This is a genomic window from Halococcus sediminicola, from assembly GCF_000755245.1.
GTDB classification, from domain to species: domain Archaea; phylum Halobacteriota; class Halobacteria; order Halobacteriales; family Halococcaceae; genus Halococcus; species Halococcus sediminicola.
This window is the reverse complement of record NZ_BBMP01000025.1, coordinates 87315-103840: the sequence shown is the minus strand read 5'-3', so window position 1 is coordinate 103840 and position 16526 is coordinate 87315. Positions and strand designations below refer to the sequence as shown.

General features: G+C 64.8%; 14 protein-coding genes. 4 read left to right on the top strand and 10 right to left on the bottom strand.

Annotated features, from left to right (window positions below; all coding sequences use genetic code 11):
* Positions 1-5: 5 nt before the first annotated feature.
* Positions 6-212, top strand: a complete 207-nt coding sequence (locus ACP97_RS21450) for a DUF7501 family protein (protein ID WP_079977694.1) — start codon at positions 6-8, stop codon at positions 210-212.
* On the top strand, positions 209-1546 hold the full coding sequence (locus ACP97_RS16320; RefSeq protein WP_049998903.1) for a glycerate kinase type-2 family protein: 1338 nt from the start codon (positions 209-211) through the stop codon (positions 1544-1546). The genes ACP97_RS21450 and ACP97_RS16320 overlap by 4 nt, the downstream gene beginning before the upstream one ends.
* A gap of 145 nt (positions 1547-1691) precedes the next feature.
* Here ACP97_RS16320 and ACP97_RS16315 read toward each other — a convergent pair whose 3' ends face one another.
* On the bottom strand, positions 1692-2453 hold the full coding sequence (locus tag ACP97_RS16315) for an IclR family transcriptional regulator (protein WP_049998902.1): 762 nt from the start codon (positions 2451-2453) through the stop codon (positions 1692-1694).
* Between the two features lie 422 nt (positions 2454-2875).
* On the opposite strand from ACP97_RS16315, the gene rdfA reads away from it, so the two are divergent.
* Both rdfA and ACP97_RS16305 read left to right on the top strand, forming a co-directional pair.
* Positions 2876-3532: a rod-determining factor RdfA gene (rdfA, locus tag ACP97_RS16310; RefSeq protein ID WP_049998901.1), complete on the top strand. Its 657-nt coding sequence runs from the start codon at positions 2876-2878 to the stop codon at positions 3530-3532.
* A 92-nt stretch (positions 3533-3624) separates the two neighbouring features.
* On the top strand, positions 3625-5580 hold the full coding sequence (locus tag ACP97_RS16305) for an archaea-specific SMC-related protein (RefSeq protein WP_049998900.1): 1956 nt from the start codon (positions 3625-3627) through the stop codon (positions 5578-5580).
* Positions 5581-5976: 396 nt separating this feature from the next.
* Here the strand turns inward: ACP97_RS16305 and ACP97_RS16300 are convergent, their stop codons facing one another.
* The 9 genes from ACP97_RS16300 to ACP97_RS16260 all read right to left on the bottom strand — a co-directional run bounded on the left by ACP97_RS16300 (position 5977) and on the right by ACP97_RS16260 (position 16419).
* Complete coding sequence (locus ACP97_RS16300) at positions 5977-6750, bottom strand: IclR family transcriptional regulator (protein WP_049998899.1); 774 nt, start codon at positions 6748-6750, stop codon at positions 5977-5979.
* Positions 6751-6832: 82 nt separating this feature from the next.
* Complete coding sequence (locus ACP97_RS16295) at positions 6833-8269, bottom strand: MmgE/PrpD family protein (RefSeq protein ID WP_049998898.1); 1437 nt, start codon at positions 8267-8269, stop codon at positions 6833-6835.
* Between the two features lie 134 nt (positions 8270-8403).
* Entirely contained in the window at positions 8404-9771 is a 1368-nt protein-coding gene (locus tag ACP97_RS16290; protein WP_049998916.1) for an MmgE/PrpD family protein, read from the bottom strand.
* Between the two features lie 68 nt (positions 9772-9839).
* On the bottom strand, positions 9840-10544 hold the full coding sequence (locus ACP97_RS16285) for an ABC transporter ATP-binding protein (RefSeq protein WP_049998897.1): 705 nt from the start codon (positions 10542-10544) through the stop codon (positions 9840-9842).
* The gene (locus ACP97_RS16280) at positions 10537-11379 is read right to left on the bottom strand and encodes an ABC transporter ATP-binding protein (protein ID WP_049998896.1); all 843 of its coding nucleotides are present in this window, start codon (positions 11377-11379) and stop codon (positions 10537-10539) included. Before ACP97_RS16280 ends, ACP97_RS16285 begins: the two co-directional genes overlap by 8 nt.
* The gene (locus ACP97_RS16275; RefSeq protein WP_049998895.1) at positions 11379-12518 is read right to left on the bottom strand and encodes a branched-chain amino acid ABC transporter permease; all 1140 of its coding nucleotides are present in this window, start codon (positions 12516-12518) and stop codon (positions 11379-11381) included. Before ACP97_RS16275 ends, ACP97_RS16280 begins: the two co-directional genes overlap by 1 nt.
* The gene (locus tag ACP97_RS16270) at positions 12515-13465 is read right to left on the bottom strand and encodes a branched-chain amino acid ABC transporter permease (protein ID WP_049998894.1); all 951 of its coding nucleotides are present in this window, start codon (positions 13463-13465) and stop codon (positions 12515-12517) included. The genes ACP97_RS16275 and ACP97_RS16270 overlap by 4 nt, the downstream gene beginning before the upstream one ends.
* Positions 13466-13534: 69 nt before the next feature.
* Positions 13535-14878: an ABC transporter substrate-binding protein gene (locus ACP97_RS16265; protein WP_049998893.1), complete on the bottom strand. Its 1344-nt coding sequence runs from the start codon at positions 14876-14878 to the stop codon at positions 13535-13537.
* A gap of 110 nt (positions 14879-14988) precedes the next feature.
* Positions 14989-16419, bottom strand: a complete 1431-nt coding sequence (locus ACP97_RS16260; RefSeq protein WP_049998892.1) for an FAD-dependent oxidoreductase — start codon at positions 16417-16419, stop codon at positions 14989-14991.
* Between the last annotated feature and the right edge of the window lie 107 nt (positions 16420-16526).

Here is a 16526-nt window from a genome sequence, read left to right as displayed (position 1 = left end):
ACGGCATGACGCACAGCAGCCAAAGCGCTCCGTCTCCGCAGTGGAGCGGACCGGAACGGTGTCCGTTCTGTGGGGACCAACTCGACAACGGCGGCGAAGCGTTCGTCCGACACGTCGACGTGAGCGAGGCGTGTCGCAGGGGTTTCGACCGCTGGCGACATGAAAGGCGAATGGACCAGCTAGCGCACGCGTTCGGAGGACAGGGGTCATGATTCGAAACCGGGAGCAACTCACGAAGACTCCCGCTCACGAGGTTGCACTCGACTGTATCGAGGCGGGTATCGCGGCGACGCAGCCGACGCGCGTGATGAGCGAGGCGCTCGAACGGGATGGCACGACGCTGACGGTCGACGACGCGACCGTCGACCTCGACGAGTACAGCGAGGTCGTGGTCGTCGGCGGCGGGAAGGCCGCCGCGCAGATGGCGGCCGTCATCGAGGACGTACTGGGAGAGCGACTCACCGACGGCGTCGTCGTCACGAACGACCCACAGGAGACCGATTGCATCGCGGTCGTCAAAGGCTCCCATCCGACGCCGGACGAAGCCGGCGAGGAAGGCGCGCGGCGCGTGCTCTCGCTGGCCGACGACGCGACCGCGGACACACTCGTACTCTGTCTGATTTCCGGGGGCGGCAGCGCACTGTTGCCGGCACCCGTCGATGGCGTCGAGCTCGCAGAGCTACAGTCGCTGACCGACGATCTGCTCGCGAGCGGCGCGACGATCCACGAGATCAACGCCGTGCGGAAACACCTCTCGGCTATCAAGGGCGGGCAACTCGCCGCAGCAGCAGCGCCCGCGACCGTCCACAGTCTCCTCGTCAGCGACGTCGTCGGCAACGACCCGAGCGTCATCGCCAGCGGCCCGACCGTCCCCGACGAATCGACGTACGCCGACGCGCTCGCCGTGCTCGACCGATACGACATCACGCCCGCGGCGGCGGTCGAAGCGCATCTCGACGGTGGCATCGCCGGCAACCGGCCCGAAACGCCCGGTCCCGACGACGAAGTGTTCGAGGCAAGTCGAGTTCACGTGCTCGCCGACGGCTTCACCGCGCTGGCGGCCGCACGGACCGTGGCCGAGGAGCGCGGCTACACGCCGATCATCCTCTCGTCGCGCGTCGAGGGCGAGGCACGGGAGGCGGCGAAGACCCACGTCGCCATCGCCGAAGAGGCGCTCGCGACCGAAAATCCCGTCGCAGCCCCCGCAGTCTTCCTCTCGGGCGGCGAGACGACGGTGACGCTGGACGGCGACGGCTCCGGTGGCCCCAATCAGGAGTTCGTTCTCAGTGGTGCGCTGACCAGCGATTCGGCGGACGTGGTGGTCGCCAGCGTCGACACGGATGGCACGGACGGTGCGAGCGACGTCGCCGGCGCGATCGCCGACCATGACGCACTCGGGGACCACGACCGGGCACGAGCGGCGCTGACGGCCAACGACGTCACTCCGTATCTCGCCGAGCGGGGATTGGTCGTCGACACCGGCAAGACGGGCACCAACGTCAACGACCTTCGCGTCGTCGTCGCGGGTGATCCCGGAACGCGCTGACTGTCGTCCACGTTCGGTCGAATGGTGTTTCGTCGTCGCGAACGTTCGTTTTTGCAGAGCGGCTGCCGACTGCACGGTCTTCCGACGAGCGCCCGACACGATGGGCGGAGGGGGTGGTCGTCTCGGCGGTGAGAGCGGAGTGGCGTTACTCGTAGGCGACGTTGAGTTCGATGACGTTCTGGATGTCGCGGATCATCTCGGGCAGTTCGTCGAGGAGTTTGTCGTCCTTCAGCCGACTCCGCGGGCCGGAGACGCTGATGGCACCGAGCGGTGTCCCGTCCGGGTCCGTGATCGCCGTCGCGACACAGCAGAGACCGTTCAACCGCTCTTCCCTGTCGACCGCCCAACCGCGCTCGGCGGTCGCGTCGAGGTCCTCGAACAGGACGTCCCGGTCGGTGATGGTGTGGTCGGTCATCTCCGGGAGCCCGTGGCGGTCGATGATTTCCGAGACCCGCTGCTCGGGGAGGTTGGCGAGGATCGCCTTGCCCATCGCGGTGGTGTGGAGATACACCTCTCGACCGGCGTGGGTGTCGAGATTCACCGCTCGGCTGCTGTCGGCCCGGTACAGGAAGATGCCGCGGCCGTGCTCTTCGACCAGCAGGTTCGCCATCTCGCCGGATTCCTCGGCCAGTCGCTGGATCTCCGGCTTCGCCGTCTCGTAGATCCGTCGCTGCCGCCGGGCACCGACCCCGAGACGCAGGAATCGCAGTCCGACGTAGTAGACGTCGCCGCTGCCCTTGAAGACGTATCGCTCCGCTTCGAGCGTCCGGAGGTGTTTGTACACCGTGCTCTTCGACAGCCCCAGCCGATCGGCGATCTCGGTGATGCCGGCCCCACCGCGCTCGTGGAGGAGTTCGACGATCCGGAGCGATTTCGTCGTCGTCTTGACCGTTGTTTCGTCGTTCATCGTGTGAATTCGTTACGCGAAACGTGCGCTTCAGCACGTAAAACGATTGTTCTTTCGAGAGTACGAACTGTCATCAGGCCCGGAACCGTTCCCGTCGGACGAGATGGACGAATCCGGGCTGCTCAGACTCAATGGCGACACAGATCGGTCAGTAGCGACGAATCGTCGATGCAGCCGGCCGGCAAGACCGTTTCGTAGCGTGAAATCGACGTTCGTATGCGGGCGGGGCTGTCGGATCGGTTCGGGTGTTCGGTGTCGATGGTCGGCTTGCGTGAGCGGCGGTCGACGATTCCAGTGGGTGATCGATTCGAGTGATGAAAACTGTTGTATCGCTAGATGGAAGAAATCGAGCAGTAACCGTCCGACGGACCGACGGGCCACGCGTCGGAGAGCTTTTGACGCTTGCGGGGTTAGCAGCGGTGATGAGTGATTCGGGCGAATCGGACGACACTGCGGGTTCGGAAACCGACTCGAACAGCAAAGTCGTGGCGGTGATCCGTCGGCGAAACTTGACGGGTCTGGGCGACGAGCTGGTCGAGCGCTGGGTAGGGGAGACGACCGAGCGGATGAGTCTGCGCGAGCTCGCGGAGTACTTCAATCGAGAGCTGCTCGCCCAGACCCTTCGGGACGCATCGGTGACCACACTTGACGGGGAATCAGCGAACATCTATCGACTCTTGACCGACAACGATGTGAGCAGCGGGGCGGCCGTTCAGGCCACCAACCGACTCGAACAGCACGGCATCGACGTCGACCGGCTCGTGGCGGATTTCGTCTCACGGCAGGCCATCCACACCTACCTGACGGGCTATCGGGACGTGAGCTACTCGTCGCCCGACGTGGATCCGGTCGAGACCGAAACCACGAATGTCCAGCGGCTCAAGCGCCGCATGACGACTATCGTCGAGAGCAAAGTCGAACGACTGCGGAACACCGATCGGATCACGCTGGGCGAGTTCAACCTGCTCGTCGACATGCGCGTCCTCTGTGAGGACTGTGGTAAACAGTATCAAGTGTCCGAACTGTTCGAGCGGGGGGGCTGCGAGTGTTCAGAACCGGCCTCGAGAAATCTACTATGACAGAAGTCGGAGTGTCATAGTCGGACCGACCACGGCGACGCCGCCGACGTTCGGCAGTCACCTTTTTGTGCATGCGTTCTCAAGACGGGACGATGAGCACTGAAGAACTCGCACAGGAATCCATCCGTCTCCACGTCGAGAACATCGGCGGTATCGACCGAACGGATATCGAAGCCTCGGCCGGCGTCACCACTCTCACGGGGCGGAACGCCACGAATCGTACGTCACTCCTACAGGCGGTGATGGCCGCACTCGGCAGCGATGGCGTCACGCTCAAGGGTGACGCCGACCGCGGCGAGGTCGAACTCACCATCGGCGACAGCACCTACACGCGCACACTCACGCGAGAGAACGGCACCGTCACCGCGGGTGGCGAGCCGTATCTCGACGACGCCACCGTCGCCGACCTCTTTGCATTCCTGCTCGAATCCAACGAGGCTCGCCAGGCGGTCGCCCGCGGCGAGGACCTCCGCGACCTCATCATGCGGCCCATCGACACCGACGCCATCCGGGCAGAAATCAGCGAACTGGAGGACGAACGCCGACGGCTCGACGATCGACTCGACGACCTCGACGCGCTCGAAGCCGACCTGCCCGACCTCGAAGCCGAGCGCAAACGCCTCGACTCGCGGATCGCCGATAAACGCGACGAACTCGACGCCAAAGAAACGGAACTCGACGCCGCCGACCGCGACGTCGACGAGACCCGCGAGGAGAAGGCCGCACTCGAAGACACCCTCGACGAACTCCGGCGAACCCGCTCGGATCTCGAAGACGTCCGCTACGATATCGATACCCACGAAGAGAGCATCGACGCCCTCCACGACGAGCGCGCCGACCTCGAAGCCGACTACGACGACCTCCCCGACGCGCCCGCTGGCGAACGAAGCGAACTCGACGCCGAGATCGAGCGGCTCCGCGACCGTGAGGACGACCTCGAAGGCGAACTCTCCGAACTCCAGAGTATCATCGGGTTCAACGAGGACATGCTCGACGGCGAGGAACTCGGTCGTCTCGACAGCCTCGACGATACCGCCGAAGAAGGGACCGACAGCGCACTCACCGACCAGTTGGTCGCCGACGAGACCGTCACGTGCTGGACCTGCGGGAGCGACGTCGAGACCGACCGAATCGAGGCCACGCTCGACCGCCTGCGCGACCTCCGTCAGGAAACCCTCGGCGAGGTCAACGCCGTCCGCGAGGAACTGGACGACCTCGTCAGCGAACGGGACACGCTCAACGAAAAACAGCGCGAGCGCGAGCAGTTCGAACGACGACTCGACAAGATCGAGACCGAACTCGACGATCACAAGGCCACACTGGAGGACCTCGCCGACGAGCGCAACGCGCTGACCGACGAGATCGAGACGTTGGAATCCGAGGTCGAAGAGCGCGAAAACGAGGAGTATTCCGAGCTGCTCGACCTGCACAAAGAAGCCAATCAGCTCGAATTCGAACTCGGCCGGCTCGAAGGCGACCGCGAGGACGTCGATGAGGAAATTGCCAACATCGAAGAGCGACTCGACGAGCGCGACACGCTCGAAGACCAGCGCGACAGGGTTCAGGCCGAGCTCGAAGACCTCCGCACGCGCATCGGACGCATCGAAACCAAGGCCGTCGAGGCGTTCAACGACCACATGGCGACGGTGCTCGACTTGCTCGACTACGCGAACATCGAACGCATTTGGATCGAGCGCGTCGAGCGCGAAGTGCGCGAGGGCCGCCGGAAGGTCGATAGAAGCGTCTTCGAACTCCACGTGGTTCGCACCACGCAGTCGGGAACGGCCTACGAGGACACCATCGACCACCTCTCCGAGAGCGAACGCGAGGTCACGGGGCTCGTGTTCGCGCTCGCTGGCTATCTCGTCCACGACCTCCACGAGACAGTCCCTGTGATGCTGCTCGACTCGCTCGAAGCGGTCGACTCCGAGCGGATCGCCACGCTCGTCGACTACTTCGCCGAATACGCCGAATATCTGGTCGTCGCACTCCTGCCCGAGGACGCCGCCGCGCTCGACGAGGGCTACCAACGCGTGACTGAGATCTGAACCGAACGATTGCTCTGTCGGTGACGAAGTATTCCCAGTACCGAACTATCCTCCGCAATGGTTTCTCGATCAAATCCCGGTTTCGGAAACGGTCTGGTGGAAAGCTCTGCGAAGTACTGATGATCGATGCGCTTCTGTCCATTGAGTTGGGCGGGTGAAACATCATTCAAGCGCAAATAGGCATGACGATAGGCTGCCGTCATACGAAACTTGGTTATGAATATCGCTTGCTATCACCGTTATATCTCTCGAACGTGAGCCATAGTGCTGATGCGCACGAATACGGACCGTTCGTGACGGGATGAATCCGTGACGGTTCGCTCGGTATAGGCGTCTTCCCCCATGGTTGCTCCTCGTTCGTCGCTGTTCGATGATCCCGGCTCGATCAGGGTCAATTCACGAGTAGGTCGCGCGGATACTGATGACTCGGGCCGCCTGCGTTACCATCTCGGGGACTTCCTGACGATACCACTCGCCACTCATGCGTGTCGTCGGGCCGGAGACGCTGATGGCCGCCAGTGCTTCACCCTCGTCGTTCAAAATCGGCGCACCGACTGCCTGCATGCCGACAAGTCGTTCCTCATCGTTGAACGCGTATCCCTGCTCCCGGACCGTTTCGAACTCCGTTTCGAGCGTTTCCCAGTCCGTGAGCGTTCGGTCCGTTCGCCCGTCGAGATCGATTTGTTTCTGCAGCGGCTCCAACTCCTCCGGTGGGAGGTGGGCAAGATACGATTTCCCGACCGCAGTGGCGTGGAGAGCGACGGTCGCACCGATATGTGAGTCCGTCTGGATCCCGGCATCGGCCTTGGTCTGGTAGATGTACACCCCCTTTCCCTGTTCTTCGACCATCAACTGGGCACGTTCACCGACAGCACTTACGAGGTCATCCATTTCCGACTTGGCGATCTCGTAGAGATTCCACCGTTCTCTGGCGGCGTTGCCGAGATCGAGAAATCCCAACCCGAGATGGTAGCTCCCGTCCTCGTGCACGACGTACCCCATTCCCCGCAGCGTCTGGAGGTGGTTGTGGACGGTACTCTTCGAACGGCCCGTCTCTTCGGCCAGCGTCGTGATGGTCGCGCCGGGATGGTCTCGCAGCAATTCGATAATGGTGAACGATGTTTCGGTAGCACCGATCCGCTTTTTCCCATCGGTTGTTCTGTGATTCATCACTCGTCGTACCCCCCGCTCCACGATAATTCTTTCCGTGTTTTCCCCCGTGGTGAACGCATATTCACTGTTGGAGATTCGATCACGCCGTTTCCGATCGCAGTGCGTCGGTGATCTCCCGTACGGGCCGGTCGTCGACGGTCGTGATCGCATCCAGCGCTGCCGTCGTTTCGGTTTCGGACAATCCTTCCAGCAGTAGTTCCCGCTGCCGAGTTCGAAGCGCCGCTTCGTCCATAGGGTCCCGATGATCACCGGTGGGGAACGACCGTTCCCCAGAGTGCACCGTGCCGTCCGCGAGGCGGACCGTCGCGGCCGCGCCCCACTTCTCGGGAAACGCGTCCTCGAAGCGCTCCGATCCGACGAGTCGCACGCGCTCGGCGAGTTCGCGAACCGTCGGGTCAGCGATCGCATCGGGCGTGAAGTGTGACAATCCGAGTTCACCACTCCGAAGGTATCGTGCGAGAACGTAGGGTGTCGAGAACTTCGCCGCGGTGAAGCTCTCCGGGGTCGGATTCGACATGTCCGTCGCGTTCGCGAACGTCTCGATCTCGATCGACTCGATCGCAGCAGGGTCTATCCGTCGCCGTGTTTCGCCACCGGAACCCGCAGGTTCGACCGTGCTCGCCCTGTCCCGCTCGACGGCGGCACGCAGCGCGTCGAGCGGCGGATGGGTGTATCGACAGGAGGGGTACGGCTTGAAGTAGTTCCGGGTAATCTCCCATCGCTCGCCGAGCGACTCGAAGCTATCGGCAAACTCGCTGTCGGGGAGCATCGCGTCGAACGGATCGTAGACGGCACCGATCGCGCTTTCGGAACCGGTCAACCCGGCGAGCGCCGTTCGAGCGGCGCTCACGCCGACCTGTGCGGAGAAGCCGGCGGTGAAGTTCCGGGCGGGCGGCCCCTCATCGTAGGGATCGTGCATCGAGAGCACGGCCAGGTTCGCCGCGATGCGGAACGTCTCGCGCAGTTCGTCCGCTGTCGCGCCGAAACACTGTGCGGCCGTCAGTGCCGGGCCGACCACGGTCCACGTCGAGTGAGGATCGCGGAGTAGCCACGGCGTCGCCTCGTTGAGGCGCGCTTTCATAGCGAATATCGCGCGCTCAAGCCGCACGCAGAGTTCGTACGAGCGGGTGCAGGCGTCGACGAACGTCGAGCCGTGGACGTCCGCCGCTTCGGCCGCGGCGAGACCACCAGCGACGATGCCGGCACCGACGTGACCACCGGTGTCGTGACCCTCGTCGGTCTCTTGGGCGATCGCCGCCGCCCCGTTGCAGAGCGCAGCGGCTTCCGGTGTCGTGGTTCGGTCCGTCCCGAGGACGGTCGCCGGGCCGTCGCCGAACTCGCCGGTCGCTTCGACCGCGTCGACGCCCGGGACGGCGGAACCGGCCACGGCCGCACAGAGGATGTCGCCGACGGTCGTCGCGGCGTGAGCGCGGATCGCGTCGGGAATCGGTTCGTCGAGGAACTCGTAGACGTGCGCTTCCCACTCGCGCACGGCATCGTCAGTGGTGTCGGTCATCTCGTCGTAGTGTCCATCTGATCGTTCGCGTGATCGTGTTCGGTTGCTCGGTTCCGCCGTGTCGCTTCCGTTCTGTCCGCAGTATCGTCGAGAGGCCGGTCGTCGGCGAGCGGGGAAGACGGCTCATGACTCGGTCATTCACCCCGGACCAGCGCGCAGAGTACGCGGGGTGGGACGGGTTCGCGGGCCGCCGTCCAGAGCCGTCCACTCCGACCGGCACCGATGGCCGGGGCGACCAGCGAGTCGAACTTCTCCCGCAGCTCCGACGGCTCGAACGGCTCCGCCTCGCCGCCGCGTGCCTGCCGGACCGCATCGGTGGCCGTGGTCCCGTCGGCGAGCGTCACCGTCACGCGAGCACCGCGTTCGTCGGGTGCTCGTGCATCGATCCCGTCGTCGACACGAACCGCGACGCGCTCGGCGAGGGCAAGCGTCTCCGCGTCGATCGCGTCGTCGGTGATCGCCACTGCATCGGTCGAACCCGTGACGATGGCGGTTGCGACCGCGAACGGGACCGAGAACTTCGCGGCGAGCGCGTTTCCTGGATGGGGTTCGTCGAGGGCGGCGGCCGCAGCGTAGGTCTCGACGGAGATCCGTTCGACCGCCGCTGCGGCCGGTCGCGCCGGTAACTCGTCGAGTGCCGTCGCGAGCGCGTCCAGCGATGCGTGAGTGTACCGACAGGCAGCGTGGATCTTGAAGTAACCTTCGTGGATCGTCCAGCGATCGCCGAGACCGATGGCGAGCCGGTCGCGGGCGATAGCCGTCGAACCGGCTGCCCCGAGATGGGCGGCGATCCCGTCGTCGAGACCGGTGAACCCGGCACGGGCCTGGTCGGCCGCGACGAGCGACGCGAGATTACTCATCCCCGCGTACGAGTTTCGGACGGTGGCCCCCGCCGTTGCGGCGTCGAAGCGAGTGTGCTGTGCGTAGTTCGCGGCGATCGCGAGCGCGGTTCGTGTCGTCCGTGCGTCGTAGCCACGACACCGGGCAACGCTGGCAGCACCCCCGACGACGCCCCAGGTTCCGTGCGGATGGTATCCGTCCGCGAGCGGCCGAACCGCTTCGGCGACCCTGACCGCGGTCTCGTAGCCCGCCACGAACGAGACCAGGAACCGCTCGCGGTCGGCGTAGCGCGCCTCGGCATCGGCTAGGAGTGCTGGGAGCACGTGGATCGCCGGGTGGCCGGCCGCGAACCGATTGCCTTCATCGAGTTCCAATACCGTTCCGCTCGTCGCGTTCAGGAACGCCGCCCGGTGGCGGCTGGTTCGCGGTGCTTCGGGAGCCAGAACGGTCGCAGTCGCACTCTCGTTAGCTCGTTCGGTCCATTGCTCACGGAGCGTCGCCACCGCTCCATCGCTCGCTCCGCCGATGATCGCGCCGACCGTGTCGGCGACGACGAGGCCGACACGGTCTACGACCGACGAGGGAACGTCGTCGATCGCGAGGTCCGCGACCCACGTCGCCAGACGGCGCTCGGAGTCGCCCGTCGGTGTCGTCTCGTCGATCGAGTTCGCCTCGCCGGTCGTTTCGGCTCTCCCTGTTAAGCCGTCGGTCGGTCGAGAGCCGTCCACTCTCACACCCCCAGATACGCCTCGACGATCCGGTCGTCGTCGAGGAGTTCGTCGCCTGTCCCCTCGAACGTGATCCGGCCGCTCTCCATTACGTAGCCGCGGTCGGCGAGTTCGAGAGTCTGCTTGACGTTCTGTTCGATGACGAGCACGGTCAGTCCCGAGTCGTGGACGTCGGCGATCGTGGCGAACATCTCCTCGACGAGCCGTGGGGCTAGTCCGATCGAAGGCTCGTCGAGCACGAGTAGCTCCGGTGCACCCATCAGCGCGCGGGCGAGCGTCAACATCTGTTGCTCGCCGCCGCTCATCGTCCCGGCGTGCTGGTCGGCGCGCTCTTCGAGCCGCGGGAACCGCTCGAACATCGCCGCGACGGTCTCCTCGCGACTCTCCTTCGCCGTGTCGGTCTGTGCTCCGAGCAGGAGGTTCTCGCGAACGCTCAGGGACGTGAAGAGATCGCGGTCCTCGGGGACCTGTACGATGCCACGCTCGACGATCCCGTTCGGTGCCTCGCCGCCGATCTCCTCGCCGCGATACCGGATCGAGCCGTCCATCGGCTCGACGATGCCGGAGATCGCCCGCGTGGTGGTCGTCTTGCCCGCACCGTTCGAGCCGACCAGCGCGACGATCTCGCCTTCATCGACGTGGAGATCGACGCCGTGGAGCACCTCGATCCCGTCGTAGCCCGCGTAGAGGTCGTCGATCTCAAGCATCGGGTGACCCACCTCCGTTCGACCCCGCGGCCGTGGACTCGCCGTCCGACCCCGCTCCATCGAAATCGGCGTCGCCGCCGATGTACGCCTCGATGACGCGCTCGTCGTTCGCGACTACTTCGGGCGAATCGAACGCGATCGCCGCGCCGTTGTCGAGCACCGCCACCCGGTCGCTGACGCCCATGATCGCCTCCATGTCGTGTTCGATGAGCAGGATGCTCGTCCCCCGCTCGCGTATCTCGCCGAACAGTTCGAGCATGCCCTGCGTCTCCGTCGGTGTCAGGCCGGCCATGATCTCGTCGAGGAGGAGGATCGCCGGCTCCGTGGCGAGCGTTCTGGCGAGTTCGAGGCGTTTCTGATCGCCCACCGTGAGGTCGCCGGCCGTCTCGGTCGCACGGTCGTCCAGACCGACGAACGCGAGCTGTTCGTGTGCGACCGCTTCGGCGGGGTCGCGCCGTCGCTGGTGGATGTGTGCGCCGACCAGCACGTTTTCGAGCACGGTCAGTTCCTCGAGCGGCCGCGTGATCTGGAACGTCCGGGAGAGCCCACTTCGCGCGACCAGGTGCGCTGGCCGTCCGGTTATCTCCTCGTCGTCGAGGTGGATCGTGCCCGACGTGGGCGGAAACACGCCGCTGATGCAGTTGAACAGCGTGGTCTTTCCGGCCCCGTTCGGCCCGATCAGGCCGACGATCTCGCCCCGGCGAACGTCGAGCGAGACGTCGTCGAGCGCGACCAGTCCGTCGAACCGCTTGGTCACGTCGGTCGCCTGCAGCAGCACGTCTTCGGTACGATCGGCTGTCGGTTCGTCGGTCCGTGTCGATGATTCGGTTGCCATTAGTCACCCTCCTGTGATCCGCTTTCGACGTCGGTTTCGGTTTTCGAGGTCGCATCCGGTTCCGTTTCGTCCCGGTTCGACTCGCCTCGAAGCGCAGCCACGCGCTGGCGCAAGCGGGTCGGCCACTCGACGACGCCCCGTGGGCTGTAGATGACGATCACGATCAGGAAGATGCCGTAGATGATCCGGTCGAGGCCGCTGATGTTGCTGAACGTGGTCCGTGCGATCTCGCTGATCGGCGTCACGATGAACGAGCCGACGATGGGCCCGAGCAGCGTCCCGGGACCGCCCACGACCGCGGGTAACAGCAGTTCGACGTTGAGAAAGAGCGCGAACACGGTCTCGGGGCGGATCGTGTTGAAGTACATGCTCCAGAACGTGCCGGCCCACGCGGTGAAGAAGGCGCTCACGCCGATGCCGAGCATCTTGTAGCGGTAGCCGGGGACGCCGAGGCTCGCGGCCGCCCGTTCGTCCTCCCGAATCGAGAAGAAGTACAGCCCGATCCAGGAGTTCTTGAGCGCCCACGAGACCGTCGTGACGATCACGAGCAGCCCCAGGATGAGGTAGTAGTAGGGCAGATCGGTCTGGAACTGGAACGCCGCGAGGCCGAACGACGAGCCGTAATCGCGGGGGAACGGTTTGTAGAAGCCGTTCGCCCCGTTGAGCTCGCCCACGTTGACGACGACGAACCGGAGGAGTTCGGCGAACGCGAGCGTCGCCAGTGCGAAGTAGTGCCCCCGGAGGTTGTACCGGAAACAGAGGTGGCCGACGACGAGCCCGTACAGCCCGGCCAGAACGCCACCGATCAGCATGCCGACCCACGGGTTGACCGCCATGTCGACGGCGAGCGCCTGCGTCGTGTACGCACCGATCCCGAAGAACGCGGCGTGACCGAACGAGAACTGGCCGGTGTAGCCCGACATGATGTTCCATGCCTGACCCGTGTACGCGAACACCAGCGTGAGGATGAGGATCTGCAGGCTGAACGTCGCCGCCAGCTCCATCCCCATGACGTCGATCTCGATCAGATACGGCACGACGGCGAGGAAGCCGAAACCGACGATCGCCTTCACCAGCGGGGCGTACCGCCGCTCGGAGAAATCGGCATACCCGTTCCGAAACCGGTCGAGGGCGCTCACGACGACCCTCCGAACAGTCCCTCCGGTCGCAGGAGGAGCGTGCCGATGAACAACAGGAAGATCAACACCTGCGCGGTCGTCCCGGGAAGGTAGTACGAACCGAACACCTCGACGAGACCGATGAACAGGCCACCGACGAACGCGCCCGCGAACGAGCCCAACCCGCCGAGAATGACGATGATGAACGCGTTGATGAGGAACGTCTCGCCGGTGAACGGGTCGAAGCGCTGGAACAGCGCGATCGACCCGCCGGCGAGACCCGCGAGCGCGGCCCCGATGCCGAAGGTGAGGTAGTTGATCCGGGAGACGTCGATGCCGACGTATCGTGCACCGTCACGGTTGTCGGCGGTCCCACGGATCGCCCGTCCGATGTCCGTATACTGGAGGAACGCACGGACGGCGATCATCGCCACGACGGCGATCACGAGCGCGTAGAACTGGCCGAGCGGGACGAACACGTCGCCGATCTCGAGCGTTCCTACGTCGAGCGGGATCCCTCTCGGGTTCGGCGTGAAGACGATCTCGATGGCCGACTGCAGGACGAAGAGCACACCGAGAGTGGCGATGAGCTGGTTTTGCTGTGGGGCTTCGATTATCGGCTCGATGACGACGACGTGGATGGCGACGCCGAGGACGAACAGGGCAACGAGGGCGATCGGCAGCCCGAGAAACGGGTTGATGCCGAGCGTCTGCGTCGTCAACCAGACGACGTACATCCCGACGACGAGGAAGACGCCGTGGGCGAAGTTGATGATGTCCATGACGCCGAAGATCATCGTCAAACCGAGGGCGGTCAGCGCGTAGACGCCCCCGAGGAGGAGGCCGAAGACGAGTAACTGTGCCAAAATCGGTTCCAGACCGATGAGGTCTCGAATGAAGTTCGCAAACGGCTCGACGAAGCGGTCGAGCCCCACTTGCGCGGGTAGCGTGAACGATGGGTGTATCATGATATCGTGCGTTGTGATGAGTGTACGGTGAAGGTATCGGTCGAACCGGTCGGTTCGCGGTGGTGCGACTCAGTTCGACGTCTCGACGACCGGTTTCGCCTCCGCGAACTGTTCGGGATAGACGACCTTGATCGACTGCTCTTGTACTTGGTTGACGGGGGCGAGCGCGTTCTTATTCTCCCCGTCTTTCTTGAACTGAACCGGCCCCATCGCGGCGATGTGGTCCTCGTATTTGAGCGACTTGAGTGCCTCGTTGATCGCCTTGCGATCGGTGCTGCCGGCCTTCTCGATCGCCGCGATGACGACTTCACCGGCAGTGTAGGCCATGCCGACCGTCGCGCTGAACGACTGCTCGAAGCGCTGGTCGAACTGATCGCGCACCTTCTTCGTCTTGTCGACTGTCGGGTTCAGCGCGTAGTTGTTGTCCATGATGCCGTTCGCGAACTCCCCGATGTCGCTGACGGCATCGTCGTCGGTGAACGTCGCGCTCGCACACGCGGTCAAATGCGGCGGGCGGTAGCCCTGGTTTTGCATCGCATCCACGAGCGTCACGCCCTCGGGGACGTACGTCGTCGCGATGACCGTGTCCGGATCGGCCTGTTTGAGCTTCGAGACCTGCGTGTTGGCGCTCGAAGCACCCGTCTCGACCGCGGTCTCGGCGACCACCTCGACGTCGTTCTCCGGGAGGAACTTGTTGAGGTTCTCCTTGATCGACTGGCCGTAGCTGTTGTTCACGTAGTACAGCCCCGCGGTCTCGACGTTCGAGCCGTTCTGTCGGATGACCTTCGGAACGAGCGACGCGAAGTCGTTCGCGATCTTCTTCGCCGGCGGTTGGGGCCGGTAGACGTAGTTGAACCCGCGCCCCTGGAGTACGTCGGTGGCCGCCGCGACGGTGATGACGAACGGTGTCTGTCGCCGCTCGGCCACCTGCGTCGCCGCCGTCGTGACGGGCGACGAGTAGCAACCAGTGACGACGCTCGCCCCCTTGTCGATGAGGTCCTGGGTCACCTGTCCGCCGAGTTCCTGTTTCCCCTGATTGTCTCCTTTGAGGACGTTGATCTTCGCACCGTCGAGCGATTGGATGCCGCCCGCCTCGTTCTTCCGGTCGGCGGCGAGCTTGATCGCGTTGTGCATCCCGCCGCCCGTCGCCGCGAGCGAACCCGAGAGCGGATGGTTCGAACCGATGACGACCTGATCCTGTCCCCCACCGCCGGCGTTGCCGACCGTCGTCCCCTGTCCACCGCCACCGCCGCTTCCATCCGTCCCCTGTCCGCCACCACTACCACCGCCGCTCCCGGCGTCGTCGCTGGTACAACCAGCGAGACCGGTCAATCCCGCGATGCCGGCCACGCCTGTGTATTTGATAAACGTACGTCTGTCCCTCGATACGGAGGGCTTGCTACTCCTACGCATACGACATCTTCTATTCTCTCCTACCATATAAAACACTTACATTCCCGTGTTGACAGCAGTTCCACAAAACGTCGATGCCGTTTCGCCCTCCCCGCCGCCGTCCGTACCACTCAGTCCGACGTGAGCGATCGACGCGCGTGGCGGCCCGCCAGTCGGCCGAGGCCGAGCGCCGTCGTCAGCCCGTTGCCGCTGAGGTAGCCCCCGGGACCGTGGCCGCTGATACCGACTGCACAGCCACCACCGGCGTAGAGTCCGGGCACTGCGGAGTCGTCCTCGCGAAGCACTCGACCGTGTTCGTCCACCACGAGCCCACCCTGCGTGTGAAACAGGGCACCGGTGACTTCCGCACCGTAAAACGGGGACGAGAGCGTATGCACGCCGTCGGTGCGTCCCGTCTCGTCGCGTTCGTCCGCCGCGACTGCCGCGTTGTACCGTTCGATCGTCGCCGCCGTCGTGGCGCGGTCACAGCCGAGCTGCTCCGCCAGCGCGTCGACGGAGTCGGCCTCGTGGTACGCACCGAGCGAGACGGCCTCGTCGAAATCGTCGAACTCGCCCGCGAGGCGCTCGAAGATCCGACGATCGAATATCTCGTAGGCGACGCTGCCGGGCTGGCGAAGCACGTCGACCGCGAACGCCGAGTAGCCGGCCGACTCGTCGCCGAAGCGCTCGCCCGCCGCGTTCACGACGACGCCGCCGTTCATCACCACGGCGTATGTCGAGAGCGCCCCGGTCTGGTAGGCGACGGTTGCGTGACCCTGGTAGGCGTCCATACAGGCGAGTTCCCCGCCGAGCTCCGCCCCCCAGCGAATCCCATCACCCGTGTTCCCATCGGCACCGAAATACAGCGCCTCGTCCAGTTCGTCGCACCACTCGGTCACCATGCGCTTGTTGCCGCCGAACCCGTCGGTCGCGAGGATCACGCTATCCGCCTCGATGGCCTCGTCGCGGCGGTCGCCGGCGACGACGCCCACCACCCCGTCGTCGGCGACGAGCTTCGTGACCGGCGCGTTCGTGAGCAGTTCGATGTTGTCGGTCGCCTCGACGCGCTCTTCGAGCTCTGCGATCAGGGTCGCCCCGTTGCGGCCCGGCGGGGCGTGCATCCTGTACTCCGAATGTTTCGGGTATTTGAAATCATCGACGAGCGAGAGCGAGATGTCCCAATCGTCGACGAGCCAGTGGACGAGATTCGCGCTTTCGGCGCAGAGCCGGGCGACCATCGATTCGTCGGCCTGGTGGTCGTTCTTCTCGAGGATGTCCGCGGCCATGTCGCCGGGTTCCTCCTCGATACCCGCTTCGCGCTGGTGACGGGTGCCCGCTGCGGGGATCATCCCGGTCGAAAGCGACGTGTTCCCGCCGACGGCGGCGCTCTTTTCGAGAACCGTCACCCGATGGGACGACTCGCTGGCCGCGAGCGCGGCGACCAGTCCCGTTCCCCCGCCGCCCGCGATCAGGATGTCGGTGGCGACGTCCCACTCGACGTCGGTCACCGGGACGGTTTCGGCACGCTCGTCGCGCAGTATCGGCTGTTCCGACTCGCTCATGCAGCTAGCTCGGGGGAGGGGTGTGTAAACCTACCGCCGCCGACGGATCGCTCGTCGGCCGAATGGTTGCTTTTCCGACCGATCACCGAAGCAGCTACACTGCTGGG